Annotated in this window: 18 protein-coding genes and 3 tRNA genes; 18 read left to right on the top strand and 3 right to left on the bottom strand. The window is 61.8% G+C overall.

Features of this window, described 5'->3' with window-relative positions; all coding sequences use genetic code 11:
* The 9 genes from VFW72_RS03410 to VFW72_RS03370 all read left to right on the top strand — a co-directional run.
* Positions 1-1,809: molybdopterin dinucleotide binding domain-containing protein (locus tag VFW72_RS03410; RefSeq protein WP_329672864.1), on the top strand; the 1,809-nt coding region annotated here is incomplete at its 5' end.
* Positions 1,810-1,820: 11 nt separating this feature from the next.
* Positions 1,821-3,344 carry a nitrate reductase subunit beta gene (narH, locus tag VFW72_RS03405; protein ID WP_329672863.1) on the top strand — a complete coding sequence of 508 codons (1,524 nt, stop codon included), beginning with the start codon at positions 1,821-1,823 and terminating at the stop codon, positions 3,342-3,344.
* Position 3,345: 1 nt separating this feature from the next.
* The gene (gene narJ / locus VFW72_RS03400; RefSeq protein WP_329672862.1) at positions 3,346-4,056 is read left to right on the top strand and encodes a nitrate reductase molybdenum cofactor assembly chaperone; all 711 of its coding nucleotides are present in this window, start codon (positions 3,346-3,348) and stop codon (positions 4,054-4,056) included.
* The gene (narI, locus tag VFW72_RS03395) at positions 4,053-4,754 is read left to right on the top strand and encodes a respiratory nitrate reductase subunit gamma (RefSeq protein ID WP_329672861.1); all 702 of its coding nucleotides are present in this window, start codon (positions 4,053-4,055) and stop codon (positions 4,752-4,754) included. The genes narJ and narI overlap by 4 nt, the downstream gene beginning before the upstream one ends.
* 6 nt (positions 4,755-4,760) lie before the next feature.
* Positions 4,761-5,555, top strand: a complete 795-nt coding sequence (locus tag VFW72_RS03390) for a peptidylprolyl isomerase (protein WP_329672860.1) — start codon at positions 4,761-4,763, stop codon at positions 5,553-5,555.
* On the top strand, positions 5,556-6,260 hold the full coding sequence (locus VFW72_RS03385; RefSeq protein ID WP_329672859.1) for a carbonic anhydrase: 705 nt from the start codon (positions 5,556-5,558) through the stop codon (positions 6,258-6,260).
* Between the two features lie 74 nt (positions 6,261-6,334).
* Positions 6,335-8,062: an ABC transporter ATP-binding protein/permease gene (locus VFW72_RS03380; protein ID WP_329672858.1), complete on the top strand. Its 1,728-nt coding sequence runs from the start codon at positions 6,335-6,337 to the stop codon at positions 8,060-8,062.
* Between the two features lie 77 nt (positions 8,063-8,139).
* Positions 8,140-9,609 (top strand): methyl-accepting chemotaxis protein, encoded by a 1,470-nt coding sequence (locus tag VFW72_RS03375; protein ID WP_329672857.1) that lies wholly within the window; start codon positions 8,140-8,142, stop codon positions 9,607-9,609.
* 83 nt (positions 9,610-9,692) lie between these two features.
* The gene (locus tag VFW72_RS03370; RefSeq protein ID WP_329672856.1) at positions 9,693-10,394 is read left to right on the top strand and encodes an HAD-IA family hydrolase; all 702 of its coding nucleotides are present in this window, start codon (positions 9,693-9,695) and stop codon (positions 10,392-10,394) included.
* Between the two features lie 22 nt (positions 10,395-10,416).
* On the opposite strand, the gene VFW72_RS03365 is transcribed toward VFW72_RS03370, so the two are convergent.
* Positions 10,417-11,064, bottom strand: a complete 648-nt coding sequence (locus VFW72_RS03365; protein WP_329672855.1) for a chalcone isomerase family protein — start codon at positions 11,062-11,064, stop codon at positions 10,417-10,419.
* Between the two features lie 417 nt (positions 11,065-11,481).
* Between VFW72_RS03365 and trpE the strand changes: the two genes are divergently transcribed.
* From trpE to trpD, 3 genes are read left to right on the top strand one after another with little or no spacing between them, the layout of a single operon-like run.
* Positions 11,482-12,960, top strand: a complete 1,479-nt coding sequence (gene trpE, locus VFW72_RS03360) for an anthranilate synthase component I (protein ID WP_329672854.1) — start codon at positions 11,482-11,484, stop codon at positions 12,958-12,960.
* Between the two features lie 28 nt (positions 12,961-12,988).
* A complete protein-coding gene (locus tag VFW72_RS03355; protein WP_329672853.1) occupies positions 12,989-13,573 on the top strand; it encodes an aminodeoxychorismate/anthranilate synthase component II in 585 nt (194 codons plus the stop codon).
* A 10-nt stretch (positions 13,574-13,583) separates the two neighbouring features.
* On the top strand, positions 13,584-14,627 hold the full coding sequence (trpD, locus tag VFW72_RS03350; RefSeq protein WP_329672852.1) for an anthranilate phosphoribosyltransferase: 1,044 nt from the start codon (positions 13,584-13,586) through the stop codon (positions 14,625-14,627).
* A gap of 1 nt (position 14,628) precedes the next feature.
* On the opposite strand, the gene VFW72_RS03345 is transcribed toward trpD, so the two are convergent.
* The gene (locus VFW72_RS03345) at positions 14,629-16,440 is read right to left on the bottom strand and encodes a diguanylate cyclase (RefSeq protein ID WP_329672851.1); all 1,812 of its coding nucleotides are present in this window, start codon (positions 16,438-16,440) and stop codon (positions 14,629-14,631) included.
* Between the two features lie 156 nt (positions 16,441-16,596).
* Between VFW72_RS03345 and trpC the strand changes: the two genes are divergently transcribed.
* Both trpC and VFW72_RS03335 read left to right on the top strand, forming a co-directional pair.
* Positions 16,597-17,397, top strand: coding sequence for an indole-3-glycerol phosphate synthase TrpC (gene trpC, locus VFW72_RS03340; protein ID WP_329672850.1), 801 nt, complete (start codon positions 16,597-16,599; stop codon positions 17,395-17,397).
* Positions 17,398-17,405: 8 nt separating this feature from the next.
* The gene (locus VFW72_RS03335; RefSeq protein ID WP_329672849.1) at positions 17,406-18,140 is read left to right on the top strand and encodes a uracil-DNA glycosylase; all 735 of its coding nucleotides are present in this window, start codon (positions 17,406-17,408) and stop codon (positions 18,138-18,140) included.
* Here the strand turns inward: VFW72_RS03335 and VFW72_RS03330 are convergent.
* Positions 18,137-18,766: a hypothetical protein gene (locus VFW72_RS03330; protein WP_329672848.1), complete on the bottom strand. Its 630-nt coding sequence runs from the start codon at positions 18,764-18,766 to the stop codon at positions 18,137-18,139. The genes VFW72_RS03335 and VFW72_RS03330 overlap by 4 nt on opposite strands.
* A 207-nt stretch (positions 18,767-18,973) precedes the next feature.
* On the opposite strand from VFW72_RS03330, the gene VFW72_RS03325 reads away from it, so the two are divergent.
* The 4 genes from VFW72_RS03325 to VFW72_RS03310 all read left to right on the top strand — a co-directional run.
* Positions 18,974-19,059 (top strand) — tRNA-Tyr (locus VFW72_RS03325).
* Positions 19,060-19,090: 31 nt separating this feature from the next.
* Positions 19,091-19,164 (top strand) — tRNA-Gly (locus VFW72_RS03320).
* Between the two features lie 109 nt (positions 19,165-19,273).
* Positions 19,274-19,348, top strand: a tRNA-Thr gene (locus tag VFW72_RS03315).
* Positions 19,349-19,401: 53 nt separating this feature from the next.
* Positions 19,402-19,557 (top strand): GTP-binding protein (locus tag VFW72_RS03310; protein ID WP_329672865.1); only part of this gene is annotated, 156 nt, incomplete at its 3' end.

The following is a 19,557-nucleotide window of genomic DNA, read 5'->3' as shown; positions in this document are numbered from 1 at the left end:
TACAACGTGCGCGCCGAACGCATGGGCTGGCTGCCCTCGGCCCCGCAGCTGCAGACCAACCCGCTGCAGGTGGTGAAAGACGCCGTGGCGGCCGGCATGGACCCGAAGGACTACACCGTCAAGGGCCTGAAGAGCGGCTCGCTCAAGATGAGCTGCGAGGACCCGGACCATCCGGCCAACTGGCCGCGCAACATGTTCGTCTGGCGCTCCAACATCCTGGGCTCCAGCGGCAAGGGCCACGAGTATTTCCTCAAGCACCTGCTGGGCACCAGCAACGGGGTGCAAGGCAAGGACCTGGGGGCCGAGGAAGCCAAGCCCGCCGAAGTGGTATGGCACGACAAGGCGCCCGAAGGCAAGCTCGACCTGCTGGTCACACTGGACTTTCGCATGAGCACCACCTGCCTGTACTCGGACATCGTGCTGCCGACCGCCACCTGGTACGAGAAAAACGACCTCAACACCAGCGACATGCACCCCTTCATCCCCCCGCTGTCCACCGCGGTGGACCCGGCCTGGCAGAGCAAGAGCGACTGGGAGATCTACAAAGGTTTCGCCAAGGCCTTCAGCGAGGTCTGTGTCGGCCACCTGGGTGTGGAGAAGGAGCTCATGCTCACGCCACTGATGCACGACAGTCCAGCCGAACTGGCGCAACCCTTCGGTGTGCAGGACTGGAAGAAGGGTGAGTGCGACCTCATCCCGGGCAAGACGGCACCCAACATGATGGTGGTCGAGCGCGACTACCCCAACCTCTACAAACGTTTCACCGCCCTGGGCCCCTTGATGAACAAGGTGGGCAACGGTGGCAAGGGCATCGCCTGGAACACCCAGACCGAAGTCAAGCAGCTCGGCGAGCTCAATGGCGTGGTGAAGGCCGAAGGCGTGACCTGCGGCATGCCGAAGATCGAGACCGACATCGACGCCTGCGAGGTGGTGTTGCAACTCGCGCCCGAGACCAACGGCCACGTGGCCGTCAAGGCCTGGGAGGCCCTGGGCAAACAGACCGGCCGCGATCACGTCCATCTGGCCCTCTATCGTGAAGACGAGAAGATCCGTTTCCGCGACATCCAGGCCCAGCCGCGCAAGATCATCTCTTCGCCGACCTGGAGCGGCATCGAGAGCGAAACCGTGTCGTACAACGCCGGCTACACCAACGTGCACGAGTTGATCCCATGGCGCACCCTGACCGGTCGCCAGCAGTTCTACCTGGATCACCCGTGGATGACGGCCTTCGGTGAGAACTTCACCAGCTACCGTCCGCCGGTGGACCTGAAGACCACCGCCGGCATCCACGGCATCAAGCCCAACGGCAACACCGAGATTCTGCTGAACTTCATCACACCGCACCAGAAGTGGGGCATCCACTCCACCTACAGCGACAACCTGATGATGCTCACGCTCAACCGCGGCGGCCCGGTGGTCTGGCTCAGCGAAGACGACGCCAAGAGCGCCGGGATCAAAGACAACGACTGGGTCGAGCTGTTCAACATCAACGGCGCCATTGCGGCCCGTGCGGTGGTGAGCCAGCGGGTGAACAACGGCATGGTCATGATGTACCACGCGCAGGAGAAGACCATCAACACCCCCGGCTCGGAGATCACCGGGGCGCGCGGCGGCATCCACAACTCGGTGACGCGCATCGTACTCAAGCCGACGCACATGATCGGCGGCTACGCCCAGTTCAGCTACGGCTTCAACTACTACGGAACCATCGGCACCAACCGCGACGAGTTCGTTGTGGTGCGCAAGATGAACAAGGTGGACTGGCTGGACACCCCGGCCGCGGCCACCAATGCCAACGCGCACGCCTAAGGAGAACGACCATGAAAATCCGCGCTCAAATCGGCATGGTGCTCAACCTGGACAAGTGCATCGGCTGCCACACCTGTTCCGTCACCTGCAAGAACGTCTGGACCAGCCGCAAAGGCATGGAATACGCCTGGTTCAACAACGTCGAAACCAAACCCGGCATCGGCTACCCCAAGGAATGGGAAAACCAGGACAAGTGGAACGGCGGCTGGGTGCGCAAGACCAACGGCCAGATCGAACCACGCCAGGGGGCGAAGTGGAAGCTGCTGATGAAGATCTTCGCCAACCCCAATCTGCCGCAGATCGACGACTACTACGAGCCTTTCACCTTCGACTATGACCATCTGCAGTCGGCGCCGGAGATGAAGACCGCGCCCACGGCCCGGCCGCGCAGCCTGATCACCGGCCAGCGTATGGAGAAGATCGAATGGGGTCCGAACTGGGAAGAAATCCTGGGTGGTGAATTCAGCAAGCGCTCGAAAGACAAGAACTTCGACGACGTGCAGAAGGACATCTACGGCCAGTTCGAGAACACCTTCATGATGTACCTGCCGCGTCTGTGCGAGCACTGCCTGAACCCGGCGTGCGTGGCATCGTGCCCCTCGGGCTCGATCTACAAGCGCGAGGAAGACGGCATCGTCCTGATCGACCAGGACAAGTGCCGCGGCTGGCGCATGTGCGTGTCGGGCTGCCCCTACAAGAAGATCTACTACAACTGGCAAACCGGCAAGGCCGAGAAGTGCATCTTCTGCTACCCCCGTATCGAAGCCGGTCAGCCCACGGTCTGCTCGGAAACCTGCGTGGGGCGCATCCGCTATCTGGGCGTGCTGCTGTATGACGCCGACCAGATCCAGGCTGCCGCCAGCGTTGAACACGACCGCGATCTGTACCAGGCTCAGCTCAACCTGTTCCTGGATCCGAACGATCCCAAGGTCATCGAGCAGGCTCGCAAGGATGGCATCCCTGAAGCTTGGCTGACGGCCGCCAAGAACAGCCCCGTCTACAAGATGGCTGTGGACTGGAAGGTCGCGCTGCCCCTGCACCCCGAGTACCGTACCCTGCCCATGGTCTGGTATGTGCCACCGCTGTCGCCCATTCAATCGGCGGCTCAGTCCGGTCACATCGGTGCCAATGGCGAGATCCCTGATGTCAACCAGTTGCGCATCCCGGTCAAGTACCTGGCCAACCTGCTCACCGCAGGCGACACCATTCCCGTGACCCGTGCCCTGGAGCGCATGCTGGCCATGCGTGGCTACATGCGCGGCAAGCATGTCGATGGCGTCGAGAACCAGAAGGTGCTGGCTCAAGTGGGCCTCGACAAGCACACGGTCGAAGACATGTACCACGTGATGGCGATTGCGAACTACGAAGATCGCTTCGTGATCCCATCGGCCCACCGAGAGTACGCCGAAAACGCTTTCGACCTGCGCGGTGGTTGCGGCTTCTCGTTCGGCAACGGTTGTTCCGATGGCGCATCCGAGCCCAGCCTGTTCGGCGGCAAGAAGCGTCGCACCATCCCCATCAAGTCGGAGATCTGACATGAGTGGCCTGACAGAAAACCGGTCGGCCTACAGCCTGCGCGCCCTGGCACGCTTGCTGGCCTACCCCGATGCGGCCCTGCGCGAGCTGGTGCCCGATCTGCAAAAAGTCCTGGTCGAAGAGCAAGCCGTGCCTACGGCACGCCTGCGCGGCCTGGGCATGTTGCTGGGCTCCATGATCGATCAGGACGTAACCGAAACCGAACAAGCCTATGTGGAACTGTTCGATCGCGGTCGTGCCACCTCGCTGCACCTGTTCGAGCATGTGCATGGTGACTCGCGTGACCGTGGCCCCGCCATGATCGACCTGGTCAAGACCTACGAGCAGGCTGGCATGTGGCTGGACCCCAAGAAGGTGGGCGGCGAGTTGCCCGACTACCTGCCTGTGGTGCTCGAGTTCGTGTCGACCTTGCCCGAAGCCGCCATGCGCGACTTCATCGGCGAGATTGCGCACATCCTCAATGCCATCCACGCCGCCCTGATCAAGCGCCGCAGCCTGTATGCCCACGCTTTGGCTGCTGTGCTGGAGATCGGGGGCCAAGCGGTGGAGGCCGTGGAGGTGCCAGAGGATGAAGACCTCGACGCCGCCTGGGTCGAACCCGAGGCCTTTGCCGGCTGCTCCAGCAAGGGCCAAACCAGCCCTGATCAGCCTCAACCCATTCAGATCGTGCGTCGAGCCAATTCGGCGCCACAACGAGGAGCATCAGCATGAGCCTCTCTCACCAATTCTTCTTTGGTATCTATCCCTACATCTGTGCGGTGATCTTCCTGCTCGGTAGCCTGGTTCGCTTCGACCGCGACCAGTACACCTGGCGCAGTGAGTCCAGCCAGATGTTGTCCACCGGCGCCTTGCGCGCGGGCTCCAATCTGTTCCACCTGGGCATCATCGGCCTGTTCTTCGGTCACTTCTTCGGCATGCTGACCCCGCATGAAATCATTCATGCGTTGGGTGTGTCACCCTCGCAGAAGCAGCTGTTGGCCGTGGTCGCTGGTGGCACCCTGGGCTCCATCGGTCTGATCGGCTTGCTGATCCTGATTCATCGTCGATTGAGCAACGAACGTATCCGTGCCACGTCCAAGGGGCGCGACTTCCTGGTGCTGTTCTGGATCCTGGCCACTCTGGGCCTGGGCTTGTCGACCGTGCCCGTTTCGCTGCACCACCGCGATGGCGCCGAAATGCTCAAGCTGATGGACTGGGCCCAGCACATCGTCACCTTCCGTGGCGGTGCGGCTGACCTGATCGCTGACGTGTCCACCGTGTTCAAGGTGCACATGGTCATGGGCATGAGCTTGTTCGTGATCTTCCCCTTCACCCGTCTGGTTCACGTGTGGAGCGGCTTCGCCTCGGTGGGCTATCTGGCCCGTCCTTGGCAAGTGGTGCGTAGCCGCAAGATCGGCCTGTCGGAGTAAACCATCATGATCACCTCGAACCATGCATCCCTGCCTGCGCCCGCCTTGCGCGTGGGGGCCATCCTCCTCGCCGAAGCGGGGGCCGAGTTGAGCGAGTCGGAGCGCCGGCAACGCGCCAGTGTCGAACTGCTGCGTCAGGCCGCGATCGAGGCCGGCTTGCTGTCGGCAGAGGACCCCGCTCCGCAAGACGGGGTGATCAGCGAAGCGGCGGCCGAGGCCATCGACACCTGGCTGGCGCAGAACCTGCGCGTGCCCGAGCCCGATGAGCAGGCCTGCCGCCGACACCACGCGGCTCATCTGTCTCGTTATGCGGTGGGCGAGCGTGTGCAGGCCCGCCACATCCTGTTTGCCGTGACCGATGGCGTGGATGTGAACCGCTTGCGCGCCCGCGCCGAACAGGTGCTGCTCGATGTGCGTGCCGATCCGCGTCGTTTCGGCGAAGCGGCCCGAGCCAACTCGAACTGCCCCAGCTCGGACCAAGGCGGTGATCTCGGTTGGTTGACCGCACAAGACTGTGTGGCTGAATTTGCGCGCGAGCTGTTCGCGCAAGACGAAGGCACGGCCAATGTGGGTGTGTTGCCTCGCTTGGTGCACAGCCGTTTCGGCCTGCATGTGGTCGAGGTGTTGTCGCGCGACCCCGGGCAGCAACCAGCCTACGAAGACGTGCGTGAGGCTGTGGCGCAATCGCTGCGCCAGCAAGCTTGGATCACGGCCTTGCGCCAAGCCATGCAATTGTTGGCAGGCCGCTGGGAGGTGGAAGGCGTAGACTTGGACTCGGCCGACTCACCCCTGCTGCAGTAAATGGACGACGAGCTGCTCCAGCGCATCCGGCGGTTTCGCACGGATTACTTCCCCAAATACGAAGGCCAGTTCAAAGAGCTGGTCGAACAGGGGCAGCATCCCACCATCCTCTTTGTGGGGTGCTCAGACTCCCGCCTGGTGCCCTACATGCTGACGGGCGCCGGCCCCGGCGAATTGTTCATCGTTCGCAATGTCGGGGCCTTGGTGCCGCCTTACAACGGCATGGGTGGAGGGCTGCATGGCACCGCTGCAGCAATTGAGTACGCGGTGCTCAATCTTCATGTCAGCCACATCATCGTGTGCGGGCACTCGCATTGCGGGGCCATGAAGGCGCTGTACGAAGAAATCTCGCCAGAAGCCAAGAACTTGAATTCCTGGTTGGATCTGGCGCGCGAGGCAACCCTGCCGGTACAAGTCACCAACGAAGCCTTGCGCCGCACCGAGCAGCGCTCTGTGGTCTTGCAGCTCGAGCGTCTGATGGACTATCCCATGGTGCGCCAGCGGGTGGAGCAAAGGAAAATTGCCTTGCACGGCTGGCACTATGTGATCGAAGAGGGCGAAATCTACGTGTTCGACGTTCGCACCGGCACCTTTGTGGCGGCGTCGCGTTCCGAGCACAGCGGCACCGGCCCGTATCACGAGGTCGATCCCGACAACGGCTCCATCTTCAACGAGGTCGATGCGTCCTGGTATCCAGCCAGATGAGGCAGATGCCGCCCATGGGGTGAGCCACCTGGATTGTGTGGGGTAGCATTCTGGTGAATGTCGCTCTCGCCCTCATGACCAGTTCTACATCCTCCGGATTCAACTCACAGCTGTGGCGGCGCTTCGTCGCCATGGCCCGGCCCTATTGGCAGTCTGAAGAGCGCTGGCGTTCGCGTGGCCTGCTGGCCTTGTTGATCGTGCTGCTGCTGGGGCAAACGGCCTTCAGCGTCTTGTTCAACCATCAGACCGGCGAATTCACCTCGGCCCTGGCCGCGCAAGACGCCGATCGCTTCTGGTCGGCCATCCGCGCCTGCTTGCTGCTGCTGGCCGCAGCGGTGCCCATCTACGGCCTGTACTACTACGTGCGTGACACGGTGGGCCTGCGCTGGCGCAAGTGGATGACCACCTGGTTCCTGGATCGCTATTTCGCCCAACGGGCCTATTACCGTTTCAGCGCCGCCGAAGGCATCGACAACCCCGATCAGCGTATCGCCGAAGACATCAACGCCTTCACATCCCAGTCGCTGTACTTTTCGATGATCGTGCTCAGCTCGGTCATTCAGCTCATCGCTTTTTCCAGCGTGCTGTGGGCCATCTCCAAGGGGCTGGTCTATTTCCTGATTGGCTACGCCATCGTCAGCACGCTGTTCACGGCCACGATGTTTGGCAAGAAGCTCATCGAGGTCAACTTTCGGCAGCTGCAACGCGAAGCCGACTTTCGCTTCGGCCTCGTGCGTGTGCGCGAACATGCCGAGCCCATTGCCTTTCATCGAGGCGAAGCGCGTGAAGGCGCCTGGCTCAAAGGCCTGTTCCAGGCCCTGTATGACAACTACAAGCTGGTGCTGCGTTGGCAGTTCAAGCTCAACCTGTTCCAGTACGCGCACAGCTTCCTCACGGTCGTGTTGCCCAGCATCATCATTGCGGGCGATGTGCTCTCGGGGGAGCTGGAAGTGGGCAAGGCCGTTCAAGCCGCCGGGGCGTTTTCAGCCATCCTCAGCGCGCTCACCGTCATCGTCGAGCACTTTGAAGGCCTGAGCCGTTTTTCCGCTGGCATCAACCGCCTGCACGCTTTTTCGCAGGCACTCGAAGTGCAAGCCGATCGCGAACTGGCCCGCACCGAGCCCGTGCAGCGCATCGGCACCGAGCATGGCGTGGAGCTGGCGCTGCAGCACCTCACCGTCTACACCCCCAACCGGGAGCACTTGCTGCTGCAAAACCTCAGCGTGCGTGTACAGCCGGGTGAGGGGCTGTTGATTGTGGGGGCCAGCGGCGCAGGCAAGAGTTCTCTGCTGCGGGTGGTGGCCGGGCTGTGGCACACCGGCACCGGTACCGTGATCCGCCCCTCGGGTCACGACATGTTGTTTTTGCCGCAGCACCCGTATTTGCCTCTGGGGAACTTGCGCAGCCAGTTGCTCTACCCAAATCTCGATCGCGAGGTGTCAGACGAAGAGCTGTTGCAATGGCTGGAACGCGTGAACCTGCCCACCTTGGCGCAGCGCTTCGGGGGGCTGGATGCCGAGGTGGACTGGGCCAAGGTACTGTCCGTGGGCGAGCAACAAAGGCTGGCCTTTGCGCGGGCCTTGCTGGCCAAACCGCGTTATCTGTTGCTTGACGAAGCCACCAGTGCGCTCGATGCTGACAATGAAGAGCGCCTCTACAGCCAGCTCGAGGGGCTGTCCATCACCCCCATCAGCGTCAGTCACCACCGGGCGGTGCTGAAATACCACCAGCGTGTGTTGGAAATGACCGGCGGCGGGCAGTGGAGCCTGCATCAGGCGCAGGGGTATCACTGGCAGGGGTAAGGGGCGCCTGCTCCTTATCCTTTAGTTTTGTCAGGGCTTTCCGATAACTTTGGGAGATAACCCGGAGCCTGCATCGGATGAACGCCCACGAAGTATTTGCACTCGCGTCGGCTTTGGCCTTGCTGGCCACCAGCATGGCCTTTTGGGCGCTATGGCGCGGATTGCGCTCAGGGGTGTGGCGGCATTTCGCCTTGACCTGCCTCGTAGGCGGGTTGTTTTACCTTTTGGATGGGCGCGTGGCCCCTGTGGGTGAACGGCCGTATCCCGCAGGCGTGACGATCGGGTCACTGGCCATTGTCGCGCTGCTGGTGGGCATGTCTCGCCACGTTCAATTGCCGACCAGCATTGCTCGTGCGGCCTTGGTTGGCCAACTTACTTTGGCGTTGCTCAACATCGGGTTGACTGCGGCAGGGGTTGCAGATCGTCTGCATGTTTTTGTGGTCTACAGCCTCATGTGTTGTTCTCAGTTCGTTGCAGTGGCCTGGGCGACCGATCGGTCACATTGGGCTCGCAACGCGCCTGCCATGGTTTGCCTGTTGCTGTTTCCGGCCCTCGTGGGCGCCACAGCCTGGCGCGGCGGCGATCTGATTTATCTGCGGTACGCGATTGGCTTGGTGTCGTTCCTGTTTTGCATGTCCATCCTGGTTGATGGTGTCTTGCGCAATCACAGGGAAGCCCAAGCGGCCCTGGTTGATTTGCGCCAAGCCCAGGCCCAATTGGAAGCGCTGGTTGCCTCCATGGTCGAAGGAGCCAGTGAGGTGGCTGGTGCTGGCGAGTCGGTTTCTGAAACTGCCCAGCAACTGGCCATCCGAACTGACCAGCAGACCTCCAGCTTGAGGTCGATATCTGACTCGGTCCATGGCGTCTCAGAGCAGGTGCAGCGCACCGCCGACAATGTTGCCGTCGTGGACACGGAGTGCTTGCGTCTGCGAGAGCAGGCCTTGCAGGGGGATGCGGTCGTTTGCGATGCAGTCGATTCCATCGAGTTGATCAGCCAGCGCACCCACGAAATGAACGAAGCCTTGGGTTTGATCGAATCCATCGCCTTCCAGACGAATATCCTCGCGCTCAATGCCGCCATCGAAGCGGCTCGGGCTGGCACGGCAGGGCGCGGGTTCGCGGTGGTCGCGTCTGAAGTGCGCAGTTTGTCTCAACGCACCTCCGAGACCGCTCGACAAGTCAAAGACCTCATCGAGCGCGCCAACAGTCAGGCGGGGGTGGGTGTCGACAAGGTCATGAGCGTCAAGCGTCAGCTCGACGAGATGGTCCAAGCCGTCGAAAGCGTGGCTCAGCGTACGCAAGCCGTCTCATCCGACGCACGGGAGCAGAGCTCCGCGTTGGCGCATGTCATGTGCAGCTTGGACGAGTTGGCGCAACTGACCGAAGCCAACGCCGGCTTGGTTGCCGAGTCTGTCATGGCCGCCGACGGGATGAACGACAGTGCAGGCCAGTTGCGCCATATGCTGGCGCAGGTGGATGTGGCCAGCCTGGCGCCTGGATTGCCCCGCGCCGAGGTGGCGAAGGCGTCCGCCGTGGCCTATTTCTAGCCCTTCCCTCAAGGCCTGACGCCAGACTGACTCGGTCCAGCTGCTCAGTGCAGCCCGGAGGCGATTTGCTTACACTGGCGCGCATGAAACGTTCAGCTGTTTTGCCTTCCTCCATCCGCGCTGCCATCGTCGATCTCGACGGCACCATGGTCGACACCCTGGGCGACTTTTTGGTTGTCTTGCAGCACACCCTCAGTGACATGGGCTGCCATCCGATCGAGCTGGCCCGTGTCGATCGCGAGTTTGTCTCCCTCACCGTTGGCAAGGGCACGGAAGATCTGCTTCGTCGCAGCCTGGCGCACGCATGGGGCCTGCCCGACGACGATGCCGAGGTGATCGCCCAGGTGCCCCTGGCCTGGCAGCACTATCAGGGCCATTACACTCGCCTCAACGGTTTGCACTCGGAGGTCTATCCGGGCGTGGATTCGGGCTTGCAGCGCCTGCGCGACAAAGGTTTGCCGCTGGCCTGTCTGACCAACAAACCCACGGCCTTCGCCGAGCAACTGTTGGAACGCAAGGGCTTGAGGCACCATTTTGCCCATGTGTTCGGTGGCGATGCCTTCGAAAAGAAAAAGCCCGACCCCTTGCCCTTGATTCGCACCTGTGAAGCCTTAGGTCATGCCCCTGGCGACACGGTCATGATCGGGGACTCGAGCAATGACGCCCAAGCGGCTGCGGCAGCGGGCTGTCCGGTGGTGCTGGTCACTTATGGCTACAACCATGGTCATCCGATCGAAGACGTGCCAGCCTTGGCTCACATCGATCGGATTGATCAGATTGACTGAGGCGCCGACGTCGTCGCGACCCTCAGCGCAGGGCTTCCAGAACGGGCGGTGGGCGGAAGTCCAGCAAAGCATCCTTGAGGTCTTGCGTCACAGGCTTCTTGCCCAGCCACACACGGGTCAAGGCCTGGAAGAAGGTCGGATCGGCAATAGGCAGGCCCACCGGCTGCTCGTTGACCAGGAACATCGTGCCTCGGCGAGGCACGTATTCGATCGCCAGCGTGTCACCGGCCTCCAGGCGCTTGATGCGTGAAAACACATCGCCCATGGTGCGGATGGCTGGCACCAGACGGAAGAATTCGTCGCGCTCGCTGTTGGCTTCCATGCCACGGGTGATGGCCATGCCCAACTCGTCCATGCGCAGGTTCTGCAGCATCACAAAACGCAGCTGCAGCGGCGAGTTGAAGCCGGCCAGCGCGGTTTCCACCCGGTCTGACTTGCGGGGCGTGTACAGGCCCACGGTGTATTGCTTGCTCATGCCGCGGTAGCTCACTCCGCTGCCATTGAGCACCAGTGACACGCCCTCCACCCGCAGGGCTCCGGGGTAATTCACGCCCACCATCTCGGCACTTTGGCTCCAGGCGGTGCCGGTTGCGCCCAGCCCCACCGCTGCGGCCCACAACAGCGAGGTCATCCATTTCCTGCCAGTGTCGATCCAGGCTGACTTCATCATCTCGCGCATCCCGATGTCGTTACGTGATTTGGTAAGGAATTGTTATTCCGGGGTGGGTTCCCATGTTATGGGTTTCCCCTTGGTTTCCTGCTGGCGTCACTCAAGTCGGGGGGCATCGCACGCAAGCGCCCGGCCCTGCTACACTGAGCCCATGTTCATCTCGCGCAAACAGACGAAAGGTTCGCACGACCGGGGAGCTTGGCCCTGGCGTCGTTCACTCTGACTCGTCCTGGTTTGTCGCGACTGCGCCGCCCCGATCATCGGCGGCTGCCCTCCGCGGCTCACGGAGTCCCTCACCGCATGTCCCCTCCTGGCATTGACCTGGCTGGCGACCAACGGTCCTGATTCCGACTTTTCCATCTTCCCGGGCTGATCCTCTATTCATGAAGGACCAGACCACGGGCTTGGAGGCCCTACATGATCACTGAACAAGAATTCCTCGCCCTTGCTGCGCAAGGGCACAACCGCATCCCTCTGGTCGCGCAGGCTTTGGCCGATCTCGACACCCCCTTGTCGCTCTACCTGAAGCTGACGCAGGGTCAACCCAACAGCTTCCTGCTGGAATCGGTTGTGGGGGGCGAACGCTTTGGTCGCTATTCCTTCGTGGGCTTGCCCGCACACACATTGGTTCGAGCCACCGGCCGTCAAGTTGAAGTGGTCACCGATGGCCGCGTGGTGGAAACCTTCGAAGGCAACCCGCTGGACTTCATCGCCGGCTACCAGCAGCGTTTCAACGCGGCCGTACCCAAAGGCCTGCCTCGCTTCTGCGGCGGTCTGGCCGGCTACTTTGGCTACGACACCGTGCGCCACATCGAGCACAAGCTCGCCGGGGTGCAGAAACCCGGAGGCATCGGCACGCCTGACATCCTCCTGCTGCAGTGTGAAGAGCTGGCGGTCATCGACAACCTGGCCGATCGCCTCTTCCTCATCGTCTACGCCGATCCTGCCAAGCCAGGCGCCTATGCCCAGGCTGCGGCGCGCATCGCGCAACTGCAAGCCCAGTTGAACCAAAGCGTGGCGGCGCCGGCCATCGTGCCCGGCGAGTCGCATGAGGTCGAGCGCCACTTTGCCAAGGCCGATTTCGAGGCCGCCGTCCTCAAGTGCAAGGAATACATCGCCGCGGGTGATTGCATGCAGGTCGTGATCGGCCAACGCCTGCAAAAGCGCTTCACGGCTTCGCCTTTGAGCTTGTATCGCGCGCTGCGTTCCTTGAATCCGAGCCCCTACATGTATTACTACGACCTGGGCGATCATCAGGTCGTGGGCTCGTCGCCCGAGATCCTGGTGCGCCAGGAGCACAACGCCGAGGGCGGCGAAACCGTCACCATCCGTCCCATCGCCGGCACGCGTCCACGCGGGGCTACGCCCGAGCAAGACGCCAGCAACGAAAAAGAGCTGCTGGCCGATCCCAAAGAGCGCGCCGAGCACGTCATGCTCATCGACCTCGCTCGCAACGACATCGGTCGTATCGCGAAAACTGGTTCGGTCAAAGTCACCGAGGCCTTTGGCATCGAGCGCTACTCGCATGTCATGCACATCGTCAGCAACGTGGAAGGCCAGCTCAAAGATGGCATGACGGGCCTCGATGTGCTGCGCGCCAGCTTCCCTGCTGGCACGCTCAGCGGCGCGCCCAAGATTCGCGCCATGGAAATCATTGACGAACTCGAGCCTGTGCAGCGCGGGGTCTACGGCGGCGCCGTGGGCTACCTCAGCTTCGCCGGCGACATGGATGTGGCCATTGCCATTCGCACTGGGGTGATCAAGGATCAGACCTTGTACGTGCAAGCAGGTGCCGGTGTGGTGGCCGATTCGGTCCCCGAACTGGAATGGAAAGAAACCGAGGCCAAGGCTCGTGCGGTGATCCGCGCGGCCGAGATGGTCGAACAAGGTTTCTGACATTCACAGGACACGAAAGGACACCACCATGCTGCTCATGATCGACAACTACGACAGCTTCACCTTCAACCTGGTCCAGTACTTCTGCGAGTTGGGTGAAGAAGTCAAAGTCGTGCGCAACGACGAAATCACCCTCGACGGCATCGCTGCCCTCAAGCCGGATCGTCTGGTTTTCTCGCCGGGCCCCTGCTCGCCGGCCGAGGCTGGCATCTGCGTGCCGGCTCTCCAGCGCTTCCAAGGCCAGTTGCCCATCCTGGGTGTGTGCCTGGGGCACCAGAGCATCGGTGCCGCTTTGGGCGGCAAGATTGTTCGGGCTCGCGAGCAAATGCACGGCAAAACCAGCGTCATCACCACCGACCAGAAGGGCGTCTACCAAGGCCTGCCCCAGCAGTTCACGGTGATCCGCTACCACTCGCTGGCCATCGAGCGGGCCACCTTGCCCGAGTGCCTCGAAATCACCTCGTTCACCGACGACGGCGAGATCATGGGCGTGCGTCACAAGGCCCCGCAAACTGACCCGAACTTCGCGCCATTGGAAGGCGTGCAGTTCCACCCCGAGTCCATCCTGACCGAGCACGGCCACGCCATGCTCCAGAACTTCCTGAACATGTAAGGAATCCGTGATGTCGCAACTCACCGATGTCCAGGCGCTGCAGCGCGTCGTCGAACACCGCGAAATCTTCCATGACGAAATGCTCGGCCTGATGCGACGCATCATGCGCGGCGAGATGTCGCCCATCATGATGGCGGCTTTCATTTCGGCCTTGCGCGTCAAGAAAGAAACCGTGGGGGAAATCGCGGCGGCAGCCCAGGTCATGCGTGAGTTCGCCACCCCAGTCCAGGTCGAAGACAAGACCCATCTGGTTGACCTGTGTGGCACCGGCGGTGACGGTGCCCACACCTTCAACATCTCCACCACGGCCATGTTCGTCGCGGCAGCGGCCGGAGCCCGTGTTGCCAAGCATGGTGGTCGCAGCGTCTCTTCCAGCACAGGCAGTGCCGATGTGCTCGAATCCTTGGGTGCTGCCATCAACTTGCAGCCCGAGCAGGTGGCGCGCTGTCTGCAAGCCACGGGCATTGGCTTCATGTTTGCCCCCAATCACCATGGCGCCATGAAGCATGCCGCGCCGGTGCGCAAAGAACTCGGTATCCGCACCTTGTTCAACATCCTGGGGCCACTCACCAATCCGGCGCACGCTCCCAACCAGGTCATGGGGGTCTTCCACCCTGATTTGGTCGGCATCCAGGCGCGGGTGTTGCAGCGACTGGGGGCCGAGCACGTTCTCATCGTGCATGGCTGCGACGGGCTCGACGAGATCACGCTATCCGGTCCCACCATGGTGGCTGAACTCAAGAATGGCGAAGTCAGCGAATACACCATTTCGCCTGACCAGTTCGGCATGGGCGAGCACGATGGTTCCATGCTCAAAGCCAGCACGCGCGAGGCCTCTCGTGCGATTGTCCAGCGTGTTTTGGCCAACGAGCCCGGCCCTGCCCGTGACATTGTCTTGCTCAATGCTGGGGCGGCCATCTATGCGGCCAACGTCGTCGCATCGTTGGCCGAAGGGGTCGAGCGTGCGCGCGAAGCCCTGGCCAGCGGTCGTGCGGCCCAAACCCTGCAACAGTTCGTCGCCACCACCATCGAACTGGCTGGCCCAACGGCCTGATTCAGGCCGCGCCTTGGACTTCGCAGCGGTTGCGGCCGGCGTGCTTGGCTGCGTACAGCAGGCTGTCCGCCGTGTGCAGCAGGTCCTCCATCCGGGCGTTGGGGCCGGGTAAGGCGCTGGCCACCCCAATGCTCACAGTCAGAGGAATGTGCTCTCCGTTGACCTGGCAGTCCAGCGCCTCGACGCATTGGCGTATGGTTTCCGCAATGTGTGCGGCGCCCGTCACATTGGTTTGTGGCAGCAGGGCCAGAAACTCCTCGCCCCCATAGCGCACAGCCAGATCTCCCGGGCGACCCAGCAACTGGGCCAAGGTCTGGGCCACCAGCCGCAAGGCCTGATCACCGGCGGCATGGCCGAAGCGGTCGTTGACCTGCTTGAAATGGTCAATGTCAATCATCAGCACCGACAAGGTCTGGTGCCACCGCTGGGCCTGGCGCCAGAGTTCCGGCAATCGCTCATTCAGATACAAGCGGTTGTACAGGCCTGTGAGGGCATCGCGCACCGTCAGCGCATGCAGTCGGGTGTTGGCCTCGGTCAGATCCTGCATGGCCTGATCCAGATCGGCGGTTCGTGAGCGCACGCGCTCTTCCAATTCGCTTGCGTGGGCTTTTTGCAGCCGCTCATTGGCTTCGTGCGCCAGCTTCAAGCGGTGCGCCAGCGCGTACGACAACAAGGTGATTTCCAGCAGGGAGCCAATCTGCAGTCCATACTCACTCAGGAAACTGGTGGCGACCAGGTCGTACGCCTGAAGTGCTGCCAGCAACACGCCCACCAGCAGGCCGCCAAATGCGGCCAGAAAGTAAAACGCCTGTTGCTCCCCTCGACGCAGAATCATCGACGCAATCACCAAGTGAAGAATCGGGGCGAGGATCGTCACGAGCGTGCCCAGCCGGATTGGCACCGTATAGGCCATCGTCAACCCGCCAGCGGCAACGGCCAGAAAGCTCCACAGGGTCACCAGTACAGCTTTGTCCATCTTGGGCCAGTGCTGTTTCAGCCCCAGGAAGTCGCGGCTGAATTGCGTCAACGCAGCCCCCGTCAGCCCCATCAGGATCGGCGCAGCCTGGTTGCCCCAACTGGGTGAGTTGGGCCACAGGAACTGATAGGCCATCCCGTTGAAAACCATCTGCGTCAAACCGAACAGCACCAGGTAGGCCACGTAGTACAGGTAGGTGCGTTCTCGCAGTGAGGTGTACAGCAGCAGGTTGTAAGCCAGCATGGCCAGCAACGCGCCGGCATACATGCCCTGCAACACATGCTCCCGGGCCATGCTGCTGCGGAATTCAGCCGGGGTCGTCACCACCAGCGGGGCTTGAATCGACCCCTGGCTTTGAATGCGCATGTACACCGTCACGCGCTCACCAGGCGGGACCTGAAAGCTGAAGAAAAAATTTCGGTCGTCGACTTCGCGGCTGTCATACGGCCGCCGATCACCGGTTTGATGGGCCGACACCGCCCCGTTGGCCGCTACGAAATACACATCGAGGTAGTCGATCAGTGGGTAGCGGACGCCCAGCAGCCACTCTCGCTGCGCAGGGTGCGGGTTGACCAGCGTGGTGCGCAGCCAGAATGCCGAGCGGCTGTAGCCGAAATTGGGGTCAGCCTGCCGGGTCGGCTTCCACCCTTCGTTCCGCAGGCGAACTTCCGCCACCGTCAGCGTACCGCTCGCGTCCTCGAGCGCGTCCCAGTGCGCTCCGATGTGCGACAAAGCGCCTTGCGCTGGTAGGGGTAACTCGCCGCCGTGGGCTACGCCCATCCAGGCCAGCAGCCAGCCACAAAACAGCAGCGAGCATGCATCACGCAGCCATCGCAAGCGTCGATCCAATCCAATCCTCCGTCTCGTCATCAGACCATTTTCGGCAAACCTGCCGCCGACCAAAGGCAGTAGCTACCCATTTGCCGGGGGCAATGCCCACGAACCTGCATCCTGCGTCGATAATTGACAAGATTCCCTCTTCACGCGCCCCACATGTCCGACATCCTGCAGAAAATCGTCGCTGTCAAACACCAAGAAATCGCCGCAGCCCTGCCCAACAGGCCTCTGAGCCTGGTGCGAGCAGAGGCCGAAGCCCGCAACCGCGACCAGCGCGACCTGCGTGATTTCGTCGGAGCTTTGCGCGCCAAAATTGCCGCAGGTCGTGCAGGGGTCATTGCCGAAGTCAAAAAGGCCAGCCCCAGCAAAGGTGTGCTGCGCGAAGACTTCCGTCCGGCCGAGATCGCCGCCAGCTATGCCCGTCATGGCGCGGCCTGCCTCAGCGTGCTGACCGACGAGCAGTTCTTCCAAGGCTGCCCAGCCTACCTCCAGCAAGCCCGCGCGGCCTGCGATCTGCCTGTCCTGCGCAAAGACTTCATGGTCAGCGACTATCAGGTCTACGACGCCCGTGCCATGGGTGCCGACTGCATCTTGCTGATTGCAGCCTGCCTCGACGACGCCCAGATGGCCGACCTTGAAGCTTGCGCCATGAGCCTGGGCATGGCCGTCCTGGTTGAAGTACACGATGCTGAAGAGCTCGATCGTGCCCTCAAGCTCAAGACACCGCTGGTCGGCATCAACAACCGCAACCTGCGCACCTTCGAAGTCACGCTCGATACCACCTTGAACATGCTCGACCGCGTGCCGACCGACCGACTGCTCGTCACCGAGTCAGGCATCCTGGGCCCCGATGACGTGCGCCGCATGCGTGCTGCCCACGTCAATGCCTTCCTGGTGGGGGAGGCGTTCATGCGAGCGCCCGAGCCGGGTCAGGCACTGGCTGAGCTCTTTACCTGATTAGCCGCATGCCATTGTTTGACACGGCGGCTGGCCCGCGAGCGCCTCAATGGCTGGAGGCGCAATTCGACGCGGTACCAGAGGGTTGGCGCACCATCACGCAGGCCTTTCGTTCCAGCGTGGCGGGACGTCAGGTCATAGACCGCGTCCAGGCGGCAGGCGAGGTCTATCCGGAGCAAGTCTTCAATGCGCTCAAGCACACGCCGCAGTCTGATGTCCATGTCGTCATTCTCGGACAGGACCCCTACCATGGGCCGGGGCAGGCCCATGGCTTGGCCTTTTCAGTGCCCCCAGGCGTACCCATTCCTCCCAGCTTGCGCAACATCCGCAAGGAGTTGATGCGTGATCTGGGCTTGGCCATGCCCGAACATGGTTGCTTGGAGCGCTGGGCGCAGCGAGGGGTGTTGCTGCTCAATACCGTGCTGACCGTGGCCCCCGGGCAGGCCGCCAGCCATGCGGGCTGGGGTTGGGAGGAGTTGACCGATCACCTCATCGAAGCCGTTGCGGCTGCGCCGCAGCCGGTCGTGTTCATGCTGTGGGGTGCCCATGCACAAAAAAAACAGCCGCTCATCGAAGCGGCTGCTGGGGCGGCGAAAGACAAGAACCTGATTCTTCTGGCCAATCATCCATCCCCCTTGTCTGCTACCCGAGGGCCTCTGCCCTTCATCGGGTGCGGTCACTTCCGCCGCGCGCAAGACTTCCTGGTCGAGCGCGGGGTATCGCTCGACTGGTCGCTGGCTTAATCGAAGTAGTACAGCACCATCGCGCCGACGTGATCGGCGTTGAACTTTTCCTCGAACTCCTTGAACTTGCCGTGCTCCTTCACGCCGCGCATTTTCAAGCCCCAGTTCGGGCTCATCATGTATTCGGCTTCCAGGATCAGGGCAGGAGAGAACGACACCTCCCACTTTCGTGCGGGCAACGGTGTATCTCCGCTCTTGAAGCCTGCTTGCCGGTCGAGCATCCCGTTCAGTGCCTGGCGAACGCCCACACCCAGCCACCAGTTCTCGCTGGTGCGCCAATGCGCCACCAACTCAAGCGGGATACGGCGGAACGACGCGTGGCCATGAATGCCATTGGCCTGATCGTTGTGATACGCCGCCATCGCCTGCAGGCGCATTTTGTCGCTCAAGCGCATCTGCATCCCCAGGCGCAGATCAAGGCCCGCGCCCCCGCTCAGGTCCTCGTGATAGGACTTCCCGTCACCGTTCTCGGGTGTGAGGGTAATGGGCACGATGGTGTCCCCGCCCAGGGTGTAGCCAAAGCCGGCCATGAACTGAAACTTCCGAGCGCTTGCATCCTGAGCAAACGCACTGGTGCCGACGCCAGCGAGCAACAGTGTTGCGCAAATAACACGATGAAACAGCATGTCTTCGAGCCTCCCTTACATGCACAGACACATCAAGCTGCTCAGCATAGAGGAGACCACGCCCTCTCGGCGTGACGAATGCGCGGAAAAGGCCCGCATCCATGGGTTGGGACGTCTCGCGCTGCGGAGGTGCTGTGGCGAAACCAACATTTTTGCGAAATGCTTGCAAAAATTTTGGAAGCTGTGATAAAGTCTATGGCTTGCCTTGGAGGGGTGCCCGAGTGGCTAAAGGGGGCAGACTGTAAATCTGTTGGCTTACGCCTACGCTGGTTCGAATCCAGCCTCCTCCACCAGGCAAACCCATTCAAATGGAATCACTCCCGGGCGGGAGTAGTTCAATGGTAGAACCTTAGCCTTCCAAGCTAATGACGCGGGTTCGATTCCCGTCTCCCGCTCCAGGTCACGGTTCTGACAAATTTGGCGTGGTATAGTAGCGGTCTTCGCGTGATGCGGGGGTCAGCAAGTCGACACGGGTTTGCGCTCGTTGGTGTTCAAACCTGTGTCGATGCCCATGTGGCTCAGTGGTAGAGCACTCCCTTGGTAAGGGAGAGGTCGGCAGTTCGATCCTGCCCATGGGCACCACACCTCCCATCTCTTCTTTCTTTCGCACTTCAGGATCGCTAGGAGCGAGAAACATGGCAAAAGGTAAGTTCGAACGGACCAAGCCGCACGTGAACGTGGGCACCATCGGTCACGTTGACCACGGTAAGACCACCCTGACGGCTGCTATCGCTACCGTTCTGGCCAAGAAGTTCGGCGGCGAAGCCAAGGCTTACGACCAGATCGACGCA

The sequence above is a fragment of the Aquabacterium sp. genome, from assembly GCF_036273115.1.
GTDB lineage: Bacteria > Pseudomonadota > Gammaproteobacteria > Burkholderiales > Burkholderiaceae_C > Aquabacterium.
The sequence above is the reverse complement of the archived record's forward strand: the minus strand, read 5'-3'. Positions and strand labels throughout refer to the sequence as shown.

Excerpts from the sequence above, each read along its gene's own strand:
- narH (WP_329672863.1), top strand. The coding sequence starts at position 1,821 with ATGAAAATCCGCGCTCAAATCGGCATGGTGCTCAACCTGGACAAGTGC.
- narJ (WP_329672862.1), top strand. The coding sequence starts at position 3,346 with ATGAGTGGCCTGACAGAAAACCGGTCGGCCTACAGCCTGCGCGCCCTG.
- narI (WP_329672861.1), top strand. The coding sequence starts at position 4,053 with ATGAGCCTCTCTCACCAATTCTTCTTTGGTATCTATCCCTACATCTGT.
- VFW72_RS03390 (WP_329672860.1), top strand. The coding sequence starts at position 4,761 with ATGATCACCTCGAACCATGCATCCCTGCCTGCGCCCGCCTTGCGCGTG.
- VFW72_RS03385 (WP_329672859.1), top strand. The coding sequence starts at position 5,556 with ATGGACGACGAGCTGCTCCAGCGCATCCGGCGGTTTCGCACGGATTAC.
- VFW72_RS03380 (WP_329672858.1), top strand. The coding sequence starts at position 6,335 with ATGACCAGTTCTACATCCTCCGGATTCAACTCACAGCTGTGGCGGCGC.
- VFW72_RS03375 (WP_329672857.1), top strand. The coding sequence starts at position 8,140 with ATGAACGCCCACGAAGTATTTGCACTCGCGTCGGCTTTGGCCTTGCTG.
- VFW72_RS03370 (WP_329672856.1), top strand. The coding sequence starts at position 9,693 with ATGAAACGTTCAGCTGTTTTGCCTTCCTCCATCCGCGCTGCCATCGTC.
- VFW72_RS03365 (WP_329672855.1), bottom strand. The coding sequence starts at position 11,064 with ATGATGAAGTCAGCCTGGATCGACACTGGCAGGAAATGGATGACCTCG.
- trpE (WP_329672854.1), top strand. The coding sequence starts at position 11,482 with ATGATCACTGAACAAGAATTCCTCGCCCTTGCTGCGCAAGGGCACAAC.
- VFW72_RS03355 (WP_329672853.1), top strand. The coding sequence starts at position 12,989 with ATGCTGCTCATGATCGACAACTACGACAGCTTCACCTTCAACCTGGTC.
- trpD (WP_329672852.1), top strand. The coding sequence starts at position 13,584 with ATGTCGCAACTCACCGATGTCCAGGCGCTGCAGCGCGTCGTCGAACAC.
- trpC (WP_329672850.1), top strand. The coding sequence starts at position 16,597 with ATGTCCGACATCCTGCAGAAAATCGTCGCTGTCAAACACCAAGAAATC.
- VFW72_RS03335 (WP_329672849.1), top strand. The coding sequence starts at position 17,406 with ATGCCATTGTTTGACACGGCGGCTGGCCCGCGAGCGCCTCAATGGCTG.
- VFW72_RS03330 (WP_329672848.1), bottom strand. The coding sequence starts at position 18,766 with ATGCTGTTTCATCGTGTTATTTGCGCAACACTGTTGCTCGCTGGCGTC.